Here is a 23,458-nt window from a genome sequence, read left to right as displayed (position 1 = left end):
CATCCCGCGTATCCTCAAATTAAGAAGATGAGTCCGCTTTTTGTAGTGGCCGATCTTGAACAGTCCCTGAATTTTTATAGGCAAAACCTGGGCTTTGAAATTGATTTTAGGTATGAAGATTTTTATGCGGGGATTATCAAAGATGGTTTTAGTATCCACCTAAAATTGGGTTATTCGGCTATTAAGAACAGGGTAAGCAACAGTGATGATGAGCACATAGATTTAACTTTCGAGATTACCGGCATCAATGATTTTTTTGAAGTGATCAAAACGCTCCCGGTTACCATAATTCAGCCTTTAAGGCAAATGCCTTACGGCACAGAGTTTTACATTGCTGACCCTGACGGGTATACCCTTGCTTTTTTAGAATAAAACAGATCAGCGTATTAATAACCCAGCTCAATCTAATCCAACTCAATCAACTATTAACCACCCCCCATTAAACTTTTCATAATATTATCACTCCAACACAATAATTCCCGATTAAAAACATTTGGTATCTTAGTTGTCTGAAACATAATATGAGAAAAACGTACTTCCTGTTAGTTACGGTGCTGTTAGCATGTTGTAGCTATAAAAGCTATGCCCAAATACCACGTATTCCTGAGGCCAGTTCCACGCAAACCATTATCCAGGATTTTGGACTGGGCAAAATCACGATCACCTACTCGCGCCCAAATGTTAAAGAACGCAAAATATTTGGAGGCATTATTCCGTGGGGCGAAGTTTGGCGCACAGGTGCCAACGCCGCGACCACCATCACCTTTACCGAAAAAGTAAAAATTGAAGGTAATTCCGTTCCTGCCGGTACCTATTCTCTTTTTACCATTCCCGAAAAAAATGAGTGGACGGTGATCCTCAATAAAGTGGTTAAACAATGGGGAGCCTATAGCTATAAACAAAGCGAAGATTTTGTACGTTTTGCCATAAAACCACTCCGCGTGAGCGAAAAACGCGAAACGTTTACGATGGCTTTTGCCAACTCGACTACAAAATCAACAGATTTATACCTGGTTTGGGACCATACCGCTGCCTTAATTCACCTGGAAACCGACGATGATGCCAAAATTACCGCAAACATTGACGAATTAATGAAAGGCGATCGCAAGCCTTATTATTTCAACGCCATTCAGTACTATTACGAAAACAACAAAGATGTTGATAAAGCTTTAGGCTGGGTTTACGAAGCCGAAAAAATAGAACCGAAAGGCCCCTGGTATAAACTTTGGGAATCGCGCCTGTTATTGCGTAAAGGCGATAAAGCGGGCGCTATTGCCGCGGCCGAAGCAGGCGTAGCCCTTTCAAAGGCCAGTAAAGATGATGAGTACCTAAGGTTAAATCAACAGGCTTTGGATAACGCGAAGGATTAAGAAGCCTCACCTAAATCCTCTCCAAAGGAGAGGACTTTAAGAACAAATTTTTAAAAAAGGGCTTTTGCAAACAGCAAAAGCCCTTTTTGTTTCAAATCCCCTCCTTGGAGGGGGCGCGTTGGAATAGTGTAATGGCAGGGGTGGGTTCCGCGTTTAAGTAGTCAGCGAATGATTTCCGTAGAGACACATGTAATATGTCTTTACAAAGAATATGCTATTTGTTAGGCGCTAATGGCGGCTTAGAAGATTTAGACGATATCTGATTTATCAAATATGCCACTATCATCACCAAAAAACACCCTATGGGGTTTAACCATAAATAGGCTACGGTTTTGCTTACCCCCAGGTATATGATGACAGTTTCACTGATTATCGCGGCTATAAATACCGGGGTTCCTTTTATTTTTTTCATGTAAAAGGCTACCACAAACACGCCTAACACGGTGCCGTATACGTATGAGCCTAATTGATTTACTGCCTCTAACAGGTTACCCAGTTTGCTGGCGTATAGCGCCATGATAACGCATACCACGCCCCAAAAAACAGTTGCTAACCGGGATGCATTAAGATAATTTTTATCAGAAGCGTTTTTGTTTATGGTGCGTTTATAGATATCTACTACCGTTGTTGAAGCCAGGGAGTTGAGCGCGCTGGCTGTTGACCCCATGGAAGCCAAAAAAATGATGGCTATCAATAAACCTACCAAGCCCCGGGGCAGGTACTGCTTAACAAAGGTGAGGAAAACGTAATTGGTATCGTTTTCATCGGCTCCCGGGTTGCTTTTTTTCATTACCGCTAAAGCACCCTGCCTTATCATGCGGGCTTGTAAATCGGCCAGTTTCAAAGCCTCCTGGGCTTTATCTACCTGTTGCGGATTTTTACTATCGATGGCTTTTAGCAGTTCCCCGGTTTTGGTTTTCCGGTTTTCAAAGGCTTGGGTGTATTGCTCATCAAGGTGGTTGTATTGGGTGGCGTAGGCTCCCTTTTTAACATTATCTACTTCGTAATTGTTAAAAAACAAGGGCGGCCTGTTAAACTGGTAAAAGGCAAAAACCAATACTCCAATCAGCAAGATCAAAAATTGCATTGGAATTTTGATTAAGCCGTTCATGATCAAACCCAAACGGCTTTGCCCTACCGAGCTACCGGTTAAATAGCGCCCAACCTGGCTCTGATCGGTACCGAAATAGGAGAGTTGTAAAAAAAAGCCGCCTATCAGTCCGCTCCACACGGTGTAGCGGTTATCCCAGTCAAACTTCCAGTCAATCACGTTCATGCGGCCCAGTTTGCCTGCCATTTTTATGGCGTGGCCAAAGCCTACACCTTTTGGCAGCAACACAACCAGTAAAACGGCGGCTACAAACATGCCCATAAAAATGATGCTCATTTGCAGCAACTGGGTGTATGATACAGCCTTACTACCGCCATAAACCGTATAAAATATAACCAGGCCTCCAATAAACAGCGTGGTGTAAACCGTATTGATATTTAAAATGGTTGATAGGATGATAGCAGGCGCATAAATAGCCACACCTGTTGATAGGCTACGCAATACCAGGAACAAGAAAGCTGTGAGCGCCCTGGTTTTTAAATCAAACCGTTGCTCCAAAAACTCGTAGGCCGTATAAACTTTTAACTTGTGAAAAATGGGTACAAAGGTGATGCAAAGCACAATCATAGCCAAGGGCAGGCCAAAGTAAAATTGTACAAAACGCATCCCATCTGAATATGCCTGCCCGGGGGCCGATAAAAAGGTGATAGCGCTGGCCTGGGTAGCCATAACCGAAAAGCCTACATGGTACCAGGGCAATGAGCGGTTGCCCATCAAAAATTGATCGATGTTTTTATTGCTGCCGCTTTTCCATATGCCATACAGCACTATGCCAAATAGCGTGAGGCCTAAAACTATCCAATCGGGTAAGCTCATTCAAAATATTTAGTAATGAGCCAAAATACAAAAACTAAAAAAACCAGCCATGCGACTACAATGCCGTAAAACTGGTTCCAATTTTTTATGAAGGAAGGAAGATCAGGATCAGATCTTCTCTCCACGACCTCTTACCAAAATATTGAGGAAGGCAGCTGCAGTTAATAAGCCCAACACACCACCAACAACTACCCAGGTAAAACCTTTATCAATTACTAAACCTACAAATGCTCCCGATAGCAGGGCAACTATATAGAATACAAAATCAAGGTTGTCTTTTTCTTCTTCGTGATTACTCATATCTGTTGTGTGTTAACGGAGCAAAAGTAAATGATTAATTGAATTATAGCAACAGTTTATTTGGAGAAATGATTTTTATAATTTGATGATTGCGGCAAGTTACGCTTCGTTAAACCTGCGGGAACTTACTAAAACAACCCAAACTTATCCCGCATCCTATGGCCCTCTTCCAATACATAGGTCATGGGTACTTCGTGGCCCAGATCTTTGAATACCATAATGTCGCGGTATTTTTTAGAAATAAGGTTGTAAAAGGCATACTCGTTGTTGGGTGGTGCAAGGTGGTCGAGCAAACCGATGCCCAACAATACGGGGGTTTGAATGTTTTGAGCGAAATTTTTAATGTCGAAATAATCAAGGTTATCCAGCACCTGGTCAAATTTTATGCCTTTTTCGCCAGCGTACTTGCGCAGATCGTACATCGGCCAGTCTTCCTGATCGGTAAGGTTGCGAATATCGCTCAGGATAGGGTTTTGTGAGGAAATCAACTGGGCACGATTATCAAGGCCGGCCACAGAGGCCGCGAGGAAACCGCCCATACTACCGCCGGATACTTCAATGCGTTTAGAATCAAGTTCGGGGCGCGAGCATATAAAGTCGATAGCGCGGATGCAATCCATAATGGCACCACGCAGTACGTATTTGTTTTTATCCTCTACATTTAAACTAATATAATCCAACCTTTTAGGATGAATAACATCTCGACTATTACCCTGACCGCGCACATTAAGCGCCAGTATGGCTATATCATCATCCTGCCCAAGCATGGGTTTTAAATCAACCTGGTAACCGGGTAAAGCCAAAAAGGTGGTGAACTTTTTATTTTTTATGGTTGTTTTAGGAATAGTAAGCCAGCCACGCACCGTAATATTATCAAGCGAGCGCATTTCCACCAGGTAAACCTTCCGGTTTTCAGTTTCCTGTGAGGGCTGCACGGTCATTTTAAAATTGGGCTTAACAGCGGCTAATTCGGCCTTGGTATTCGTCCAAAAGCTATCAAAATCTGCCGGGCGACCGTGTTGCGATTGGATTTCATCGGGCCTTATACCAAAAACGCGGCGGGTGGTATCGTCATAATCAGATACATTCACCATAAAGTTAATTTTATAAAAACCCGGTTTTTGCGCGGGCACCGTAAAATCATAACTATTGTTGCTATGTTTTGATAAGGTAACCTTACGGGTTTCTTTAGCTACCGTAACACCCGCGGGCGTTACCGCTATGTATGATACCGTACCCGTTTGCGGGGCATCGGTAGCATTTTTCACATTGAAAGTATAACTTGCACGGCTGCTAAAAATAGCATCTTTACTTCCCGCGGTAAGCGTTGTGGAAACATCTTCATCGGTATTGGTTTTTTGAACATGCGTTTTGGCGCTCAGGGAATTGGCAACAAGCAGGCATACCAAACTTATTGCAGCGATGGGGGATTTTTTGCAGGTCATAATATTTCAGTATCTCAAATATAGTAAACTACTACCGGGTATCTATGCGATAATTTAAAGATGCCGAAACACTGGTACCAGCGCCTGTATTGCGCCCGGTTATAAACGTGCCGCCGGTTAAAAACAACGATAGGTTTTTAGCAAACGCGTGTCCATAGCTTAAGGATACCTGGTTAAAGGCAAAGTTTCTGCCTGTATTGGGGTTGGCCGATATGATTGGCGTATTGTTGAATAATGTATTTGTACTGGTGGTGTAAAAGCCGCTAAAACTAAGAGAAAGCTGCTCTTTAAACTTCCTATCAAGCGTTAAGCCATATGTAGCACCATACCTATCCTGAAAAACTGCATCTTCGCTCATGCCAAAATAATCGCGAACGGCATTTTCCAATACAAAAAAGCTTTGTTTACCAAACAGATGACCGCTGCCCGCAAAAGCCAGTTTCAATTCGCCCCCGTATTGTCCGTAGCCCAAGTTGGCATTGTTTCGGTATGTTGGGATGATACCTGTAGCCTTTAAGCTGAAATAGTATTTGTAATTGATGTTAGCCAGGTAGTATTTAAGGCCGATCTCTACATCCTGGAAACCATTAATGGTTGTTGCTGTGGGCGATAGATCATTTTTAAAATAGTTCATGGAATATGGTACCAAGGCCGATAAGGTAAATTTACGGCTAATACCATACTCACCATATAACGAATAGCTTAAAGAGTGAAAGCGCCCGTTATCATCAAATGGGCGACGGTGGCTTGTAGAATCAAATTGCTTGCTGGCAAAAAAGTAACTTACAGATGGTGATAATATAAAACGACCGGGCCTGACAGGGAAACCATCGGCATAACTATTTTGACGAACGGCAGCAATCAGCATCACTACAGCAATCAAATATTTGAATAAGCTTTTGTTCGGGGTCATATATTTAATCATTCGTATCTGTTTAAAACAATCCAAAGGTATCACGCATCCACGCGCCTTCAAAATCTTTATATTTTTGGCTTACCTCGTGCCCAAGGTCTTTATAAACCATTACTTTTTTATCGGTATTTAACGAGTTATAAACCGCGTAACCGTTGCTGGGTGGTACATAAGGGTCAAGTAAACCTAAACCAAGCAATATCGGGCATTTAACATTAGTAGCAAAGTTTTTGGTATCAAAATACTCCATGTTGCTCAAAACCTGGTCAAACGTAACATCGGGTTTGCCGGCTACATATTTCCTGATATCGTTTACAGGCCATTCAACCGCACCCACCAGATTGTGCACATCGCTCAGGATGGGATTTTGTGCCGAGCAGATGGTAACCCTGCTATCTAAGCCTGCCAATGCTATTGCTAAATAACCGCCCATACTACCCCCGGTAGCCAAAATTTGGTCGTGCCTTAACTCCTTACGTGAAAAAATAAAATCAACAGCGCGCACACAATCCATAATTACGCCGCGCATTACGTATTTATTTTTATCCTCAATATTGTATGATATAAATGCATCCCGCTCGGTATGGATCACATCGCGGCTATTGCCCTGGCCGCGGGTATTTAGGGTGATAATGGCCAGATCATCGTCGCGCCCAACAATGGGTTTTAGTGTAACCTGGTAACCAGGCAAACCTAACAATACCGAGAATGCTTTGCTTTTATTGTGTGTTTTGGGTATCGTCATCCAGCCGCGAATGGTAAGGTTATCCAACGATTTCATTTCGATAAGGAACACCCTGCGGTTATCTGTATTTTGTGAAGGCTGCTCAGTAACCTTAAACTGCGGTTTTACTTTGGCAAGTTCGTCTTTGGCTGTTTTCCAGAAACTGTCAAAATCTGCGGGTTTTGGATAAGCCGATTTAATTTCATCAGCCCTGATGCCGAAGGCGCGCCGGGTAGTATCATCATAATCAGATACATTGATCATTACGTTAAGCTTGTAGAAACCCGTTTTTAAACCGGAGATGTCAAAGTTGTAATGCTCGTTGCTTTTTTTGGCAATTTTTACAGGCTTTGAAAATGCTTTAACCTTAATGCCCTTTTCGTCGGTCAACAAATAAGATACGGTACCTTCCTGCTCAACATTGTAAGTATTTTTTACATCGAAAGTAAATGAGGCCGCGGAATTAAAGATGCCATCCTTACTATCGATGTTTAGTACGGTTGATACCGTTTCCTCGTCTTCTTTTTGCGGGGTTGCTTTTTTTGATACGGGCGAATCGTGCTGGGCGAAGGCTTGCTGAAATGTGGTTACTGCAAATAATAAAATTAAATACGTTTTAAAGTTCGTTGCCATAAATAGTAATTATGCACTGATCTTTGCCGACTCGTTTTCCGGATTTCGCGCCTTGTTCTTGATCAAAAAGTCTGATTTTCGAATATAATGGTTAAGCGGCTCCTCAATAAGTTTAAACAAAGTGATTGAAATTATATTTAGAACGATAAAAGCATACAGAAGGTTTAAACTATCGTACTCAAACGGCGAATGCCAATCAACTCCCCATTTATCATACAAATTAAAAGTATAATCATTAAGCCAGTTAAAACCCTCATGTATATAATTATACATATACCCTAAGTGTATAAGATAAAATATATAAGAGCTTTTACCCAATAATTCAACAAAATGGGTTGATAGCATTTTTTTAAGAATGGTAGCTTCGGTAAGCAAGCCGTAAAAGAACAGCGCTATTGAAGTTGCCAGTAAATAGTTATTGGTGATGATGCCAAAGGGATTATGCAACCCTGCCTCCTGGCCTTTCGGAATAGGCAAAACAGACATGATCCATACGCAAACGAATATCATGAGAAAGCCCAAATAGGTAAACTTTTTTTTACTGGTACCATCAAGCCTTTGTTTACGCACAATAAGCGCCAGCTGAATGCCCGCGAAAAACTCAAAACACCTGCCTAAAAAGGTGTACAGCATCATAAAAGTAAAATTGCCAAAGAAACCGTACCAGTTTACATGGCTAAAAATTAAAACCAGCGTAACACCCAAACCAGTAACTGCTATAGGCTGGATATAAAACCTTTTGTATTTGGTGGCGATGAGGAAAATAAACGGTGCCGAAAAGTAAAAGCACTCCTCAACCGTAAGGGACCAACCCTGCGCTACCCCCGTAAATTTAAACTGATCAAAAAAGCCACGGAGGAATACAATGTTCATAAAAAACATCACCACGGGATTTTGCCCGGCCGTAACTATTGGATTTTGCGTAAAATGATATGCTATAAATGCCCCCATGGTTAAAATAGCGTACATGGGGTAAATACGAGCCACCCTATTTTTAAGGTATTGTTTAAACCAGTCTTTAGTAAGTTTAAAACTATCAAAATACCTGAAAGCGATTAAAAACCCCGAAAGCACAAAGAAAATAGTAACCCCGATGTGGAACTCGTTAAAAAAACGTTGCACAGAGTGAGGAAATTTCTCATCAAAAACATAAGCAAAATGCGATATGAACACCAGGTAGGCAGCCATTGCACGTACGCCGGTTAGGGCCGGGATATAATTTTGTTGCGCTCTTTGTGACAAAACAGATATACGTTAGGAAATTCAACAAGTTTTTTCAACCATAAGTTAACAAAACCGATACCAAAAGTTATAAAGCCGTTAAACGTATTTGGGGCGAATAAGTTTGCGAATCTGCTGCGCTTAAATATTTGAAATTTTGTTATTTCGCATCATACCAAACTTTATGCAAAAAACTTTACTATCACTTTTCTTTATAGTTTTATTTAATAATGTGCAAGCGCAAGAAATCATTGAACAATTTCTGGGCATTGATCAGTTTCCTAATAAATTTATTATTGCAAACAAAATTGTACGTAGAGAGACCTATGAGTATCATTTAAGCCGCAAAGGTATTGCCGACTCAATTTATTTGGACGCAACAAATTTTAACTATAATACCGAGGGGCAATTAACAGACCAGGTGCATTTTAACAGGCAGAATTATTTAGATCAAAAAATTGTATACACTTATTATGCTTTTGGATTGATAAATAAAAAAGCAGCCTATTTTTACTCAAAAAACAATTTTTATCGTAAAGGTATTTACACCATTCATGAATACAGCTACGATACAATAGGCAGGTTAGAAAATCATGTAAATTATCCCTCAGACACTTTATTTGTTAACAGGGAAAAAAGAGAGTACGATTCCATGGGGCGGTTATATCGTATTACTAAAACAACAGGTAACCAACCATCCTATATTTCCAATTTAGCAAGATATAACGATGCAAATGATCTGGAGGTTATAGATTATTTTTATAAACAAGACACTCCGGAATACAGTTTTACCATGCAAACTGATACCACTAAAAACGGAGATAAAATTATCAATATAAATAAACTAAAACCGGGCGAAGACGAAGCGTATTGGTGTACGTATAAATTCAACCGATATAATCAATGTATTGAAATTATTGGTTTTGAAACTGTTGGCTTACAAAAAACCAAATACACCAACAAGCTAATTTATAATTCTGATGGCACCCTGTACACCTCTATCTTTTACGTTGATAAAAAGATGGATAGGATGTTTAAATACTACTATCACAGGTAATCATTATTCAAGCAGCCACAGGCTTAGCCGAGAGCAACCGTAGCTTTCATAATTTAGTTTTTAAATTAAATCGACTGCAATAGTTTGCAAGGTAATTTAAGCTGGAAGCTTAAATTGTAAATTACCACGAGTTACGCTACGCTAAACTCGCGGCAGCAGAGTTATAAAGCGGTTAAACGTATTTAGGAGGAATAAGTTTGAACTTATAAAAAGTTGTCGCGAGTTTAGCGCAACCTAACTCGCTGCAGTAGCCGCAACAATTTTAAAGGGCAGACCCCTGTACTACCCCCTTACTCAGTATCCGCTGATCGATATAATACTGGATTTCTGATTTTTTTAAACCCCAGTTTGGCGCGATCAATAATTCACGGTCGCTAAGGCCGAAGAGGCGCTGGATTACGATATCCGGGCGAACGCGGGGCAGCAGTTCGCATAAAAAGTCGGCATACTCATCAATGCCAAATAGTTTGAATGGTTCGCGTTTGTATTTAACGCCCATTACCGATCCTTCTACAATATGCAGGTGGTGAAATTTTACAAATTTTATTTGAGGAAAGCGATTGATCTCATCGGCGTACTTTAGCATCATGTCATGCGTTTCCCAAGGGAAACCAAAGATTGTGTGTACGCAAATATCAAGCTTGCTGTTTTCAACCAATTTAAGCGCGTTCACCAACTCCTGGTGACTACAGCCGCGGTTAATCTGGTTAAGGGTTTCATCATAAATAGATTCCATGCCCATTTCCAGGTCAACATCAAAACGATCGGTATAGCTTTCTAAAAGGGCTACCTTTTCGGCATCGATACAGTCGGGGCGGGTACCCACGCTCAGGCCAACAATATCTTCGGCACCATAGCTCAAAGCCTCGTCATACATCATTTTTAAATAATGCGCCGGGGCATAGGTATTGGTATTGGGCTGAAAGTAGATAATAAATTTATCGGCCTTGTTGCCTTTACGGGCACGTTCCATCCCCTCCTCTACCTGTTGACGAATAGTAGGCGCGTTACGGCTTACCGATGGCGTAAACGAATCAACATTGCAATACGTACAACCGCCGTAGCCTTTTGAGCCATCACGGTTAGGGCAGGTAAAGCCACCATCAACAATAACTTTAAACACACGGTGCCCCTTGTATTTCTCCTTCAACCACGGGCCATAATTATTATAGCCCTTTTCCCACACCTGTGTTGTATCGCCTGTTAATTGCATTGTGGCGCAAAGATAGTGAAAAGATGTGCAGGTGTGCAGATTTCAGATGTGCAGATTCTTAATAATGAAATACTTTTGGATTAGCAGTTGTTATAAATATTAAAATAGAATATTGGTGATTACGCCATTTTTGCTCATTTTTATAAAATGGGGGCACCTTACTTTTTCGAAGTTCTTGGATTATTAGTGATATATATGCGGAACCTGCCCAGCTATCTTCACACCATCATAGACGTTGCCCGGTACAAAAAGTAGATATCATACCTTAATTAAAATAAACTCTAAATGAACGAAGACTACATTGTACGAACCATCCCGCAAGTGAATTACCCCAAAAGTATCATCAAGAATAAACTTATATACAAAATAACCGGCGGTGTTATTTTCGACTATGTAATTTCATACAGCATTATGTCAGTTTTTTTGTTTGTTTTTCTGATACCTATATTGACGTCAATTTCAGGCTCTAAAGAACTTATATGGGCAGTACCCATTTGTGTGGCAATAGAACTTTTTATGGTTCTAAGCATGTTTTACCGCAATGCATTTGTAATTACCAAGGGCGAAGATATATCACAAAACAAACAAAAGATAACGGAAGTATTAGACGCCTTTTATGCCGACTTGGATTACCAGGTAAACGATGAATTGATAATGAGAAGTATAACTCCAGTTGGCAGCCCGATATGGGGTAGGATAATCACAATACTATTTGATGATAATTTAATATATCTTAATATTACTTCTCTTGGCAAAGGTAACACTACATCAACCGCCCATGGTTTTTTAAATTACCTCAAAGCGCGAAAGATAGCGGCATATTATAATTTGCATAATTAAACTACTTATTTTCCCTGCTATTGCTCCTTGCTCCAAAAATCCTTTGTCCCAAAACTCAATTCACTTTCAAATAAGCCTTCTTGTACTCACTTAATACCTTAGTTATCCTGGATGGATTACGCCATTCAAACAGGTGGATGATCCATACCGTAAAGCTGAGCAAACCCACCGGGTAAACAATGCCTTTGCCTAATTTATTGATATCGACGTCGCGGCTTGTTATGGAGTTGATATAATCCTGCCCGGTGCGGCTATCAATATCTTCGGCAAAAGCCCAGGCCCCATCGCGGGCGTTACCAAGCGCAAACTGGATCAATATTGAATTGTTTTGCGCATGCAAACCGGCTAAAGATAAAAGGGGCGACACCTGGTTAAGTTCGTTAATTACTTCGTAGGTAAGCGCCGAAAGGATGGTGTTAATGGCGTTAAAATCTTTATGAATTTCGGCTAATGGCTGATTAAAGGCGCGCGCTGTTTCAACCACAGCTACGCCCAGGTCGAGGTTGATGTGTGCATTCATACCTATCAGCAAATGCTGTAATACCATTTTTGAAGGCTTGCTAAAAATATCAAATGCGATTTGCCACGATGCCGATGGTTGCTGTTTTAGTTGCCATTGATTGTAGGCGGCAATATACCTGCTGGCAAATGTAATATCCAATAATTCCATCCTTGGGCCATTCTCAAATTCGCCGTTGACAATACCTTCCTTTACCTTGCAGGTAACTTTATGGTACAATGCGGCAAAATACCCCGCCCTGCTGCCCGTTACAACGGCATCGCTAATAATGGCCTCTAATTGCTGAATGATTTGATCAATAGTGGTTGCCTGGCTCATAAAAGTTTAGATTTTATCAAAGATAGGATTTTGGGGGACTATTGGATTGGCGGACTGTAAGACTAAAAGACTTTTTGATTAAGACGACGAAGTATGCGAGTAAAAACAGAGAAACATATTTCAACAGAGAAAGTACACCAATCCCATAGTCCCAAAGTCCGCTTCTCCAATAGTCTCATACTCCCAAAGTCCTCCAAAACAACTATCTTGCACTTTATGTCGCAAACTGCAGCTACCGACGCTATCCAATCAAAACCGCATCTGTTTTATGCGGATTTTTTGCGGGCGCTGGCTACCGTGGCGGTGATTACACTTCATAACGCTGCCGATCCGGCAGCGCAATACGGGCATATTCCGCAAAATGATTGGCTTTCAGCAGCGTTTTATAACGGGCTTTGCCGGTTTTGCGTACCCATGTTTGTGGTGCTTAGCGGCAGTTTATTGCTTAGCCCTAAAAAAGATGTTACCATTAAAGAACTTTTTAGCAAACGCCTGCCTAAACTGGTTATTCCGTTAGTCTTCTGGAGCGCGTTTTATATGTTGTTTTATCATTATTTTGATAAAACCTATCCCAGCGCCAGTTTCTTGTATTACTTAAAAGCCTTTTACAGTGTACCGCTGGTATTTCACTTTTGGTTTTTGTATATGATGACGGGGATTTACCTCGCTTACCCTATTATTAACCTGTTTATACGGTCGGCTACCGAAAGCCAGGTGTTGTATTTTATTGTGATTTGGTTTATTGCCAATTGTGTTTTGGGGATTATTGATGTTTCCCTTGAAACGGCCAACAACATCGAACTGCATATTTTTACCGGTTACATTGGCTATTTTGTACTGGGATATTATTTAAAGAGTTTCAGTTTCTCTAAAAGAACGCTGAATACTCTGTACACCCTTTGTGTTATCGCGTTCATAGCATCAATAGCGGGCATTATTTTATTGCAGGTATACCAATTTAAACACGCAACCGATTTAATTGAAAGCGATGTTACCCCCGAAATTCCTTTCGCGGTAGCAGGCTTGTTCCTGTTTATGAAAAACTATCCCTTTAGTACCAAACAACAATGGTGGAAAAAGATAGCAAACCACATCAGTCAGGAAAGCTACGGCATTTACATTTTACATGTATTGTGTATGCAGCTCATGTTTGGTAAGGGTTTTTTAAATATTGATTTTGGCACGTTGAGCCTACTGTGGGTTATCCCCATCAAAATGTTGATGGCCTTGAGCCTGGCTTTTATAATGGTGAAGATTTTGAAACGGGTGCCGTTGTTGAATCGAACAATTTAGTTTCCTGTAGAAACGCAATATTTTGCGTCCGCCGCTATGGAGAGCAGATTTGCAAATCGATTTGCACAACAGGATTTGGGCACCAAAGACGCAAGATATGGTTTCTTTAACTTAGCAATGTAACCCGTCCCGTTCATTTTTGTTCATATAAAAATGTTACAAAACCAAAATGCTACTTTGTGCGTAGTTGCAATATGGAATACACTATACTAATTATTGCTGCGTTTTTGTTGATATTGAGTTTAAGTTACAGGAAGAAGCATCAAAAACTTGTACCAACTGGTCGTATACCCGATGCCATGGCAGCCAATCGTCGGTCGGCTTTGTCTTTTGTTTTAGCGGTTTTTACGATAATCCTATTTATTGCGGTGAAACAATATAAATAAGCCAGTTTATAGCTATTGAAAATGGGCTAAAAGAGTTTTTCTTTCAGCCCATTTTCAGTTTATCCTCCCTCCTATAGCTTTTCCAGCTTGCTCCTTTGTCTTCCCGTCCTTGCTCCTTTGTCCAATAGTCCAAGAGTCACTTCTCCCCCGGTTGTTAAAAAACTTTTTTTGAATTGTGGGCCTATTCCCTCAACTTCGCAGTCCGAAATTTGATGTATGATATCGCATTCTAAAAAAATAGCCACAGAGCTTTCCATTACCGAAAAACAGGTAACCGCTACCATAGCTTTACTTGATGAAGGTGCAACCGTTCCGTTTATTTCCCGTTACCGCAAGGAGGTTACCGGTACGCTCGACGAGGTACAGGTTGCCGAGATTCGCGACCGTTCTCAGCAACTGCGCGATTTGGATAAACGCCGCGAGGCTATCCTGAAATCGCTTACAGATATGGGCAAGCTAACGCCCGAGCTGGAAAAGCAGATCAATGAGGCCGAAACTATGGTTGCCTTAGAGGATATTTACCTGCCTTATCGCCCCAAACGTAAAACCCGAGCAACCACCGCTCGCGAAAAAGGATTACAGCCCCTCGCCGATTTGCTTTTGGAACAACGCAAAACCGACCTGCAAACCGAAGCTGCTGTTTTTATTGATGCCGAAAAAGGCGTTAACAGTATTGAAGAAGCCCTTGCAGGTGCCCGCGATATTATTGCCGAAACCATCAGCGAAAATGCCGAAGTACGTACACGCATCCGCGAGCTTTTTGTAGAGAAAGGTACTTTTCAGTCAAAAGTGATTGACGGTAAGGAAGCAGAAGGCATAAAATATAAAGATTACTTTGATTGGACGGAGCCCGTAAAATCGGCACCATCCCACCGTATATTAGCCATGCGCCGCGGCGAAAAAGAAGAAATTCTTTGGCTGGATATTAAACCTGCCGAAGAAGAGGCTATTGCCGCCCTGGAGGATAGCTTTGTAAAAGCCAACAACCCAAGTGCCGACCAGGTAAAACAAGCTATTGCAGATGGTTACAAACGCCTGCTTAAGCCATCAATGGAAACCGAAGTGCGCCTGCTTACCAAAAAGAAAGCCGATGAGGAAGCCATTCGTGTATTTGCCGAGAATGCCCGCCAGTTATTATTGAGCGCGCCGCTTGGCCAAAAACGTGTTATGGCTATTGACCCAGGCTTCCGTACCGGTTGTAAACTGGTTTGTTTGGATGAGCAGGGCAAATTGTTAGAGAATACCGCCATCTACCCGCACACTGGCGCAGGCCAGGCCCGCGAGGCCGAAAAAACGGTTCAACACCTGTTTGACCGATATAAAATTGAAGCCATCGCTATTGGTAACGGTACTGCCGGCCGCGAAACAGAATTGTTTGTGCGTAACCTTAACCTGCCGGGCGTTGCCATTGTAATGGTGAACGAAAGCGGCGCTTCTATCTACTCCGCGTCTGACGTAGCAAGGGAAGAGTTTCCGGATAAAGATATTACCGTTAGGGGCGCGGTATCCATCGGTCGCAGGTTGATGGACCCGTTAGCCGAATTGGTGAAGATAGACCCTAAATCAATAGGCGTAGGCCAATACCAGCACGATGTGGATCAAAACAAGCTGCAAACCTCATTAGATGATACCGTAATGAGTTGCGTGAACGCTGTTGGTGTAGAGTTAAATACTGCATCGAAACAGATCCTTGCTTATGTATCGGGCCTTGGTCCGCAACTGGCCCAAAACATTGTGGATTACCGGGATCAGAACGGTGCATTCAAACGCCGCGATCAGCTTAAAAAAGTGCCCCGCCTTGGCGAAAAAGCATTTGAGCAGGCGGCAGGTTTCTTAAGGATTCACCACGCCGAAAACCCGCTGGATTCAAGCGCGGTACACCCCGAACGTTACAGCTTGCTGGAGCAAATCGCCAAAGACATGAAATGTACCGTGAAGGATTTAATGGGCGACGCGGTTATCCGCCGGAGCATCCCACTGCAAAAATATACTTCTGAAACAGTTGGTTTGCCAACCCTGAATGATATTATGGCCGAGCTTGCCAAACCCGGCCGCGACCCGCGCGAGCAGTTTGAAGCTTTTAGCTTTACCGATGGTGTAAATGCCATTGGGGATTTAAAGGTGGGGATGAAGTTACCTGGCATTGTAACCAATATTACCAATTTTGGTGCTTTTGTTGATATCGGTGTTCACCAGGACGGCCTGGTACATTTAAGCCAGATCACCAACCGTTTTATTAAAGACCCTAACGAGGTGCTGAAAGTTCACCAAAAGGTAGAGGTTACCGTTACCGAAGTTGACGTTAACCGCAAGCGTATTGCCCTATCCATGAAAGAGAACGACAAAAGCGCCCCTGCGGAAAGAAGGAATGACGACAGGCGCCCGGCCGGTAACAAACCATCGTTCAACAAAAAGCCGGTTGAAGCCCCGGAAACAGATATCGCCATAAAACTGGCCGCTTTAAAAAACAAATTTAAATAGCGTTTAGTCGCTTTTATAATGAACCCTGTTGTTTGAGTGCTGCAAAACATTTAAACAACAGGGCTTTGTTTTTGAGGCGATTGATGCTTAGAACGCGTCTGAAAGTGAAACTATTCCTTTTCCAATTACTTGTGTATCTTAACCACATAATTACTTTGCCCGTGCCTATTAATAAATTATTCGCGAGTTTTGATAACTACCTCCCGTTGGATGCGGAGGAGCGGGAAGAACTGCGCGAACGTGTAACCGAACGAAAGATTAAGCGCCGCCAGTTTATTTTGCAGGAAAGTGATGTTTGCAAGCATTACACCTTTGTGGCCGAGGGCTGCTTTAAAAAATTCCAGGTTGATGATAAAGGTGTAGAACACAACCTGCAGTTTGCGGCCGAAGGCGATTGGATTATGGAAATTGATAGTTTTTATGCCGATAAGCCCAGTCGCGTTTATATAGAGGCTATTGAGCCGTCGGTAATTTTGCAGATCAAAAAGCCCGATCTGTTTTACCTGTTCACTAATAACCCCAAGTTTGACAGGAATTTTAGGGTGATTATGGAAACCCGTTTTGTTGAACTGGAAAATCGCATACTGCAAGCCATCAGCTCTACCGCCGAAGAAAGGTACTTATCGTTCATCAACCAGTACCCACATTTGTTCCAGCGTTTGCCCAGCACACAAATAGCCTCCTACCTGGGCATTACGCCCGAGTTTTTGAGTAAGGTGCGGAACAATATCGCCAAAAAATAAGCCTCGGGCTTAAACTATATTAAGGGTATTTCTTAAACTCGTTTATGGGCTGTCGCGCGCCATAGCTTTCACCTTTGTGCTGTTCATTCAAAACATAAAACAAATGGAAGACATCAAAAAACGCAGAGAAAATTTTGAGCAATTAGGCAAAATATATCCTAAAGACAATTCGGTAACCGTAGAACCAACCGCTATAAATGGCGTAAGCTGTTACTGGTTTACACCGCCAAACGCGGCAGCGAATAAAATAATAGTTTATTTGCATGGCGGCGCGTTTGCGGTGGGTTCCATCCGCTCGCACCAGGCTTTGGTAAGTCATATCAGCCAAAAACTAAAAACCAAGGTGTTCTTTGTAGAATATGCCCTGGCTCCCGAACAGCCCTACCCGGCAGCACCCACAGATGTTTTTAACATTTATAAGGCATTATTAAATATTTACCCGGGTTACAGCATCAGTTTGATTGGCGATAGCGCCGGCGGCGGCCTCATCGTTTCTTTAGTGGGCGATTTACTTAAACAGCAAATAAAGTTGCCTGCAGCCGCCATAATGATTTCGCCTTGGATCAGCCTGAGTTGTGACAACCCATCGCATGAAACAAACCGCGCTAAAGATCCCATCCTGACCAGGGAATATGCCAAAAGCTCGGCAAAGGATTATATCGGTAACGCATCATTAGCTACAGCAAGTCCCGAAAATGTGCCGCTGAGCGCCTTCCCGCCGGTTTTGATCGTAGTTGGGGCCAATGAAATTTTGTTAGATGATAGCCTTAATTTTTACAACCAGGTAAAGCCTGTTCAGCAAAATACGGTACTAAGCGTCTATGAAAACCAAAACCATGTTTGGCCATTGGCCAACGTTCATTCTGAAGCATCGCAAAAAGTGTTAACAGAAATGAGCGAGTTTTTAAGCGTACTATAATAAGCCTTAATATCGCCGGTGTATGTCGAGGCTCAAGGAATCGCTTCTAAAAATTTGCGTAGCAAAAGGTAGCTCCTATGGAGCAAAAAATGATTGTGGTTGTTCTACAAATAGGTAGCCGCTATGCGGCATCGAATATTTAATAAAACTCAAAATTGCCGCATAGCGGCTACCCGTTTGTAGAAACAAATGAACCAGATGAGATGCCGCATAGCGGCTACCTGTTGTGTGATTATTAAAAGGTTTTACTTTGGGCGGAAATGTTAAAAGCGATTTTCCTGCCCCATGGCGTATCACTTTGCATCGGTGGTATAAAAAATATATCTTCACCACTAAAACTGGAAATACAAGGTGGGCTCATCTAAAGAAATAATTGAAAAAATGTTTACCGGCGGTGGTATTGCTATTAACGGCACCAACCCCTGGGATATGAAAGTGCATAACCCTGAATTTTATGATCGTTTTTTAAGCCAGGGCTCTATTGGCCTGGGCGAATCATACATGGAGGGCTGGTGGGACGCCGATGCTTTAGATGAATTCTTTTTCAGGATGTTATATTACCGGGTTGATAAACTCATTCCCAAAAACTTTGAAACAGTAAAATACTTTTTTAAAGCAAAATTCATGAACAGGCAAACAAAAAGCCGTGCCAGGGAAGTTGCTCATAAGCATTACGATATAGGTAACGATTTATATGAGCGAATGCTGGATGAAAGGATGATTTACTCTTGTGCTTATTGGGAAAATGCGCAAAATCTTGACGACGCGCAAGAACAAAAGCTTAGCCTGATATGCCGCAAATTAAAGCTTGAACCAGGGATGCGCTTATTGGATATTGGTTGTGGCTGGGGCGGCCTGGCACAATACGCGGCTCAAAACTATGGGGTTTCTGTAGTGGGTATAACCATATCAGAAGAACAGGCTTTGCTGGCCAGGGAAATAAATAAAGGGCTACCCGTTGAAATACGCGTGCAGGATTACCGGGATATTAAAGAGCAATTTGACCGTGTAGTTACCGTAGGTATGATGGAGCACGTAGGGTATAGGAATTACAGGTCGCTCATGGAAACAATTGCCTTAAACCTTACCGATGAAGGTATTGCCCTGCTGCATACCATAGGAGGTAACTACAATACTAAAGTGACCGATCCCTGGATAGATAAGTATATTTTCCCTAATGGCATGCTGCCATCTGCAGCGCAAATTACAACCGCCGCTATGGGATTATTTATTTTGGAAGACTGGCATAATTTTGGCGTTTATTATGACCGTACCTGTATGGAATGGGCCAAAAACTTTCAGCAACACTGGCCCGAACTGAGCACCGCTTACGACGAAAGTTTCAAACGCATGTGGCTATTGTATTTGAACGCAAGCGCCGCGTCATTTCGGGCCCGCAAAAATCATCTTTGGCAAATTGTGTATACCAAGCCTAAAAAGCTTGGGCTATATGAGGCTGTAAGATAAATAGGAAACAAAAGCCCGGTTATTTGATTAGTAACCGGGCTTTTGTTTGTGCTTTTAATTTACATCCTTGCCATCCTGTAGTTTGGCTATCATCCTATCCAAAGTATCCTGGTTAGGTTTGTCTTTTGCTAAAGAGCGGGTTTTCTGCGCAAGGGCGAGGGCTTTTTTATAATCGCCTATGGCCGAGTAAGCGCGTACCATACCGGCGTTTGCTAAAAACTCTGTTGGATATTTATCATAGTTGGCTTTGAAAACATCAAAGGCTGCTTTCCCTTTTTTATGTGTAGCCAGACCACGGGCATAAAAATACAGTTCGTTCATATCACCGTAAGGGATGGCGGTTTTTATAGCAGCCTGCGCCTCGGCATCGCGGCCAAGACTATCTAATATCGCTGCCTTGGTTGTCCAGGCCTGAAAACTGTGGCTGCCTCCAAAATCGGGCCCGACTGCTGTATTTGCCCAGGTTAGTCCTTCTTCTAAATTGGTTTTGTTTTGGGCGCAAAACAAGGCCGCCTGGTTCCAGCCATCCCAGGTAAAGCCCCTTTCGCCGCGTAGTTCTTTCCTGAAAGATGCTAATTGGGTGGCAACAAGATCTACATCGACTTTAAACGGAATAGCTAACTTTTCCCACTCCAATGTTACCACTGCCGATGATGGCGTTTGGTTGGTAAACTCGTACTTAAGCCACTCCACACTTTGATCGGTTTTAACTGTTTTTACTTTTACCCGTAAGGCATCCTCGTCGGGGTTATAAAAAAAGCTGCCCCATGAGCTGTTATTTTTTGAAAAGATCAACGTAGGTGCATCCGGGTCATAAGCTATAAACAAAGCGTATTTGCCTGCCGGTAGGGCCTGGCCTTCAATTTTAACATCGGTAGAAAACTCAATAGTGGTGTTTTCATTAGCACCCGCCCGCCACGGCGCGGCTTTAGAAGTGCCAAAACCCTGATCGACATAACCAACCGGTACCAGTCCGCCCCAAATATGGCCATCGCGTCCTTTTACGCCGGGGCGGTCGTAATGGATGTTCACGTCTGTGATGCCAATTTGCTCGCTCACCGAGGCGCGTTTATTGCCTCCGTTTGCGGGTGATGTTAGCTGCGCATGGGCGTTAATTCCAATAGCCTGGCATATTACCAGTGCAATACCTGTAAGGAAATTTCTTTTCATACAATAAAGTTTAAATAAAAGCTGATGATCCCCGTAATTGAAATGGTTTGATGGCTTAACAGGGCTTTGTTTGGAATTTAGACAAAGCGAACCTTATTTAGTTACAGGCAATTAAAGGAATATCTTTAAACAAAACTGAAGCCAACAAGGCGTATTGAAACGAGAAATATCGCAGCGAAAAAAAACTTGCGAAGTTTTTAAAACTTCGCAAGTTTGGCTATATAACTTATTGCAGGCAACAGGTAATGACTATTTAAGGGTAAGGCTTAGCTCTTTTTAAAGCCCATGATTCTGAAATTGCTTACCAGCGCTTTTGCGCCATTATGGTATTGCATTGGGCCGCTAATAAAAAAGTTTTTTGCCGTGGTTGGTAAAAACAGTTGAGTATCGGCAATTTTGGTTTTATCTATATATACCGCCATACGATCGCCATCAACATTCATGGAGATGTGCATAGGGCGGTTGGCGTAGGCCGTAAGATCAAACCTGGTGTTGAGGTTTTTGCTGATGAATGAGCTATAAACTTCAATATCATCATTGTTATAATATTTAAGCTGCAGGTAGGCGCCTGTGCCGCTGTTATAATCTTTTATGCTATTGTCATTAACAAAGCCAACCGTTATAGGATAAATATCTTTAACAACATCTACAGCGGTAAAAATATCAAACTCAACAGTAAAGTGCCTGGGGTAAAATATCTGCTTAGTAAATTTATAAGTGGCGTTGTCGGCAAGGGCAAGCCATTTGCCACCCTGGCCATCAATGGTAACTACAGATGCCGATCCGTTGGTTTTAAAAGTATGTGTAGATGCACCGGTGGCCGCGTTGGCAAAATCCTCAGCAAGTAGCACCGTATCGCCAGGTACAAAATCAAACCCTTCGCGAATGGTAGCTTTATTGCTTTTAGGGGTTGTTTGATCGGTTGATGTACTCGCCTTTTTGTCCATCGCATCGCTGGCTTTTTGGGCTGCTTTATCTTTAGCTTTTTGTAATAAACTGCCAAACTGAGCATGCGCAGGATTAATAGTGGTTATTATTGCAGCGACCACTAAACTGAGTAATAAGGTATGTTTTTTCATGGTAGTTAATAAATTATTAACGCAATAAACAAAATTTGCTTTAAAGTGTTCAATATTTTTTCAATAATAACATTACCATAATATTGAATACCGGTTAAACCGGGAGGGACGGCTAATGCATACAAGCCAAAATGTAACCTGTTTAATACATTGTGAAACAGGCATATCAAAAACCAAATTGTATTTTTACGGGTAACATTTATCTAAACACTAAATACGCAACCAATGCTATCTACATTAAAAAAAACATTAATAACGGGTATTACCCTTATAACCGCGGCGGCCAGCCAGGCACAAACAAGCGCAGATAACGCTCCTGTTGAAACTAACACTCCCAACAGCCAATACAAGCCGGCCTTTGAAGGCCAAACCCGTATTGCGGGTGTTAAAACCCAAACACCTTATGCCGTAACTATTATCAATACTGAACTGAGCCACCCATGGGGATTATGCGTATTGCCCGACGGACGTTTCCTGATCTCGGAGAAAGTTGGCACCATGCAAATTTTAAAAGCGGATGGTAAAGCCGATAAAAAGATCACCAATTTACCGGCAGTGGTTAACCAGGGGCAGGGCGGTTTGTTGGACGTGAACATAGATCCTGATTTTACCGGCAATCATATTATTTACTGGGATTACGCCGAGCAAACACCGGATGGCAATGTCCTGGCCGTAGCCAAGGGCAAATTAGCCGCAGATGAAAGTAAGATTGATGATATACAGGTGATCTATCGCGCTACGCCGGCTTATAAAGGTACTTTGCAATATGGATCGAGGATATTGTTTGATAAACAAGGCAACCTGTTTGTAAGCACCGGTGAGCGCTCTGGTGCCGATATCCGGATGAAAGCGCAGGATCTGGGCGCGGCTATTGGTAAAATTATTCATATCACTCAAGACGGCAAGCCCGTTGCAGGTGGCCCGTTTGCCAATACACCAGGTGCATTGCCCGAAATTTATGCCTATGGTTTCCGTAATCCCGAAGGCATGGCCTGGAACCCCGAGACCGGCGAACTCTGGGAAGATGAGTTTGGTCCGCGTGGGGGTGATGAAATTAACATTATTCGCCCGGGTAATAACTACGGCTGGCCGGTAATTACTTACGGTATTGAATATAGCGGTCAGCCGGTAGGCGATGCCATTCAGCAAAAAGAAGGCATGACCCAGCCCATTTATTATTGGGACCCGGTGGTATCCCCGGCCGGTATTACATTTTATACCGGCAGCCAAATTCCCGAATGGAAGGGTAATTTATTTGTTGGCGGCCTAAGCAGTTCGCACATCGTGCGCCTTGTGATTAAAAACAACAAAGTAGTAGGCGAAGAACGCTTGCTTAAAGATAAACGTGAACGCTGGAGAGCATTAAATACCGGTAAAGACGGCGCGCTTTATGGCGTTACTGATAATGGTAAAATGTACCGCATTGGCAAGCAATAAGG

At 42.4% G+C, this 23,458-nt stretch carries 20 protein-coding genes; 10 read left to right on the top strand and 10 right to left on the bottom strand.

Going from position 1 to position 23,458, the window contains the following annotated elements; translation table 11 throughout:
• Nucleotides 1-27: 27 nt before the first annotated feature.
• Together QWZ17_RS07080 and QWZ17_RS07075 are read left to right on the top strand one after the other, a co-directional pair.
• Nucleotides 28-372, top strand: a complete 345-nt coding sequence (locus QWZ17_RS07080) for a VOC family protein (RefSeq protein WP_290304383.1) — start codon at nucleotides 28-30, stop codon at nucleotides 370-372.
• A gap of 149 nt (nucleotides 373-521) precedes the next feature.
• A complete protein-coding gene (locus QWZ17_RS07075; protein WP_290304382.1) occupies nucleotides 522-1,370 on the top strand; it encodes a DUF2911 domain-containing protein in 849 nt (282 codons plus the stop codon).
• 214 nt (nucleotides 1,371-1,584) lie between these two features.
• On the opposite strand, the gene QWZ17_RS07070 is transcribed toward QWZ17_RS07075, so the two are convergent.
• From QWZ17_RS07070 to QWZ17_RS07045, 6 genes are all read right to left on the bottom strand, one after another.
• A complete protein-coding gene (locus QWZ17_RS07070) occupies nucleotides 1,585-3,297 on the bottom strand; it encodes a sodium:solute symporter family protein (protein WP_290304381.1) in 1,713 nt (570 codons plus the stop codon).
• Nucleotides 3,298-3,405: 108 nt separating this feature from the next.
• Complete coding sequence (locus tag QWZ17_RS07065; protein ID WP_290304380.1) at nucleotides 3,406-3,597, bottom strand: hypothetical protein; 192 nt, start codon at nucleotides 3,595-3,597, stop codon at nucleotides 3,406-3,408.
• A gap of 128 nt (nucleotides 3,598-3,725) precedes the next feature.
• Nucleotides 3,726-5,042, bottom strand: a complete 1,317-nt coding sequence (locus QWZ17_RS07060) for an acetylxylan esterase (protein ID WP_290304379.1) — start codon at nucleotides 5,040-5,042, stop codon at nucleotides 3,726-3,728.
• Nucleotides 5,043-5,073: 31 nt separating this feature from the next.
• Complete coding sequence (locus QWZ17_RS07055) at nucleotides 5,074-5,955, bottom strand: hypothetical protein (RefSeq protein WP_290304378.1); 882 nt, start codon at nucleotides 5,953-5,955, stop codon at nucleotides 5,074-5,076.
• Nucleotides 5,956-5,977: 22 nt separating this feature from the next.
• On the bottom strand, nucleotides 5,978-7,312 hold the full coding sequence (locus QWZ17_RS07050; protein ID WP_290304377.1) for an acetylxylan esterase: 1,335 nt from the start codon (nucleotides 7,310-7,312) through the stop codon (nucleotides 5,978-5,980).
• A 9-nt stretch (nucleotides 7,313-7,321) separates the two neighbouring features.
• Complete coding sequence (locus QWZ17_RS07045; RefSeq protein ID WP_290304375.1) at nucleotides 7,322-8,554, bottom strand: acyltransferase family protein; 1,233 nt, start codon at nucleotides 8,552-8,554, stop codon at nucleotides 7,322-7,324.
• A 163-nt stretch (nucleotides 8,555-8,717) separates the two neighbouring features.
• Between QWZ17_RS07045 and QWZ17_RS07040 the strand changes: the two genes are divergently transcribed.
• Nucleotides 8,718-9,590: a hypothetical protein gene (locus QWZ17_RS07040; protein ID WP_290304374.1), complete on the top strand. Its 873-nt coding sequence runs from the start codon at nucleotides 8,718-8,720 to the stop codon at nucleotides 9,588-9,590.
• A 262-nt stretch (nucleotides 9,591-9,852) separates the two neighbouring features.
• Here the strand turns inward: QWZ17_RS07040 and mnmL are convergent, their stop codons facing one another.
• The gene (gene mnmL / locus QWZ17_RS07035; RefSeq protein WP_290304372.1) at nucleotides 9,853-10,803 is read right to left on the bottom strand and encodes a tRNA modification radical SAM protein MnmL/YtqA; all 951 of its coding nucleotides are present in this window, start codon (nucleotides 10,801-10,803) and stop codon (nucleotides 9,853-9,855) included.
• A gap of 285 nt (nucleotides 10,804-11,088) precedes the next feature.
• On the opposite strand from mnmL, the gene QWZ17_RS07030 reads away from it, so the two are divergent.
• Nucleotides 11,089-11,643 carry a hypothetical protein gene (locus QWZ17_RS07030; RefSeq protein WP_290304371.1) on the top strand — a complete coding sequence of 185 codons (555 nt, stop codon included), beginning with the start codon at nucleotides 11,089-11,091 and terminating at the stop codon, nucleotides 11,641-11,643.
• Nucleotides 11,644-11,698: 55 nt separating this feature from the next.
• Here QWZ17_RS07030 and QWZ17_RS07025 read toward each other — a convergent pair whose 3' ends face one another.
• Nucleotides 11,699-12,481, bottom strand: a complete 783-nt coding sequence (locus QWZ17_RS07025; RefSeq protein ID WP_290304369.1) for a DUF5995 family protein — start codon at nucleotides 12,479-12,481, stop codon at nucleotides 11,699-11,701.
• 216 nt (nucleotides 12,482-12,697) lie between these two features.
• Here QWZ17_RS07025 and QWZ17_RS07020 point away from each other — a divergent pair, with 216 nt between their 5' ends.
• The 5 genes from QWZ17_RS07020 (at nucleotide 12,698) to cfa (ending at nucleotide 19,770) form a co-directional block, all read left to right on the top strand.
• Complete coding sequence (locus QWZ17_RS07020) at nucleotides 12,698-13,774, top strand: acyltransferase (protein WP_290304368.1); 1,077 nt, start codon at nucleotides 12,698-12,700, stop codon at nucleotides 13,772-13,774.
• Between the two features lie 602 nt (nucleotides 13,775-14,376).
• Nucleotides 14,377-16,641, top strand: coding sequence for a Tex family protein (locus QWZ17_RS07015; protein ID WP_290304367.1), 2,265 nt, complete (start codon nucleotides 14,377-14,379; stop codon nucleotides 16,639-16,641).
• A 161-nt stretch (nucleotides 16,642-16,802) separates the two neighbouring features.
• Nucleotides 16,803-17,384 carry a Crp/Fnr family transcriptional regulator gene (locus QWZ17_RS07010; RefSeq protein WP_290304366.1) on the top strand — a complete coding sequence of 194 codons (582 nt, stop codon included), beginning with the start codon at nucleotides 16,803-16,805 and terminating at the stop codon, nucleotides 17,382-17,384.
• 103 nt (nucleotides 17,385-17,487) lie between these two features.
• Nucleotides 17,488-18,303: an alpha/beta hydrolase fold domain-containing protein gene (locus tag QWZ17_RS07005; protein WP_290304365.1), complete on the top strand. Its 816-nt coding sequence runs from the start codon at nucleotides 17,488-17,490 to the stop codon at nucleotides 18,301-18,303.
• Nucleotides 18,304-18,654: 351 nt separating this feature from the next.
• A complete protein-coding gene (gene cfa / locus QWZ17_RS07000) occupies nucleotides 18,655-19,770 on the top strand; it encodes a cyclopropane fatty acyl phospholipid synthase (RefSeq protein WP_290304363.1) in 1,116 nt (371 codons plus the stop codon).
• 54 nt (nucleotides 19,771-19,824) lie between these two features.
• Here cfa and QWZ17_RS06995 read toward each other — a convergent pair whose 3' ends face one another.
• Nucleotides 19,825-20,940 carry a DUF2911 domain-containing protein gene (locus QWZ17_RS06995; protein ID WP_290304362.1) on the bottom strand — a complete coding sequence of 372 codons (1,116 nt, stop codon included), beginning with the start codon at nucleotides 20,938-20,940 and terminating at the stop codon, nucleotides 19,825-19,827.
• 266 nt (nucleotides 20,941-21,206) lie between these two features.
• Entirely contained in the window at nucleotides 21,207-22,019 is an 813-nt protein-coding gene (locus QWZ17_RS06990) for a hypothetical protein (protein WP_290304361.1), read from the bottom strand.
• A gap of 225 nt (nucleotides 22,020-22,244) precedes the next feature.
• Here QWZ17_RS06990 and QWZ17_RS06985 point away from each other — a divergent pair, with 225 nt between their 5' ends.
• The gene (locus QWZ17_RS06985) at nucleotides 22,245-23,456 is read left to right on the top strand and encodes a PQQ-dependent sugar dehydrogenase (RefSeq protein ID WP_290304360.1); all 1,212 of its coding nucleotides are present in this window, start codon (nucleotides 22,245-22,247) and stop codon (nucleotides 23,454-23,456) included.
• Nucleotides 23,457-23,458 lie beyond the last annotated feature (2 nt).

It is taken from the genome of Mucilaginibacter flavus, assembly GCF_030409315.1.
In the GTDB taxonomy this organism is placed as follows: domain Bacteria; phylum Bacteroidota; class Bacteroidia; order Sphingobacteriales; family Sphingobacteriaceae; genus Mucilaginibacter; species Mucilaginibacter flavus.
The sequence above is the reverse complement of the archived record's forward strand: the minus strand, read 5'-3'. Positions and strand labels throughout refer to the sequence as shown.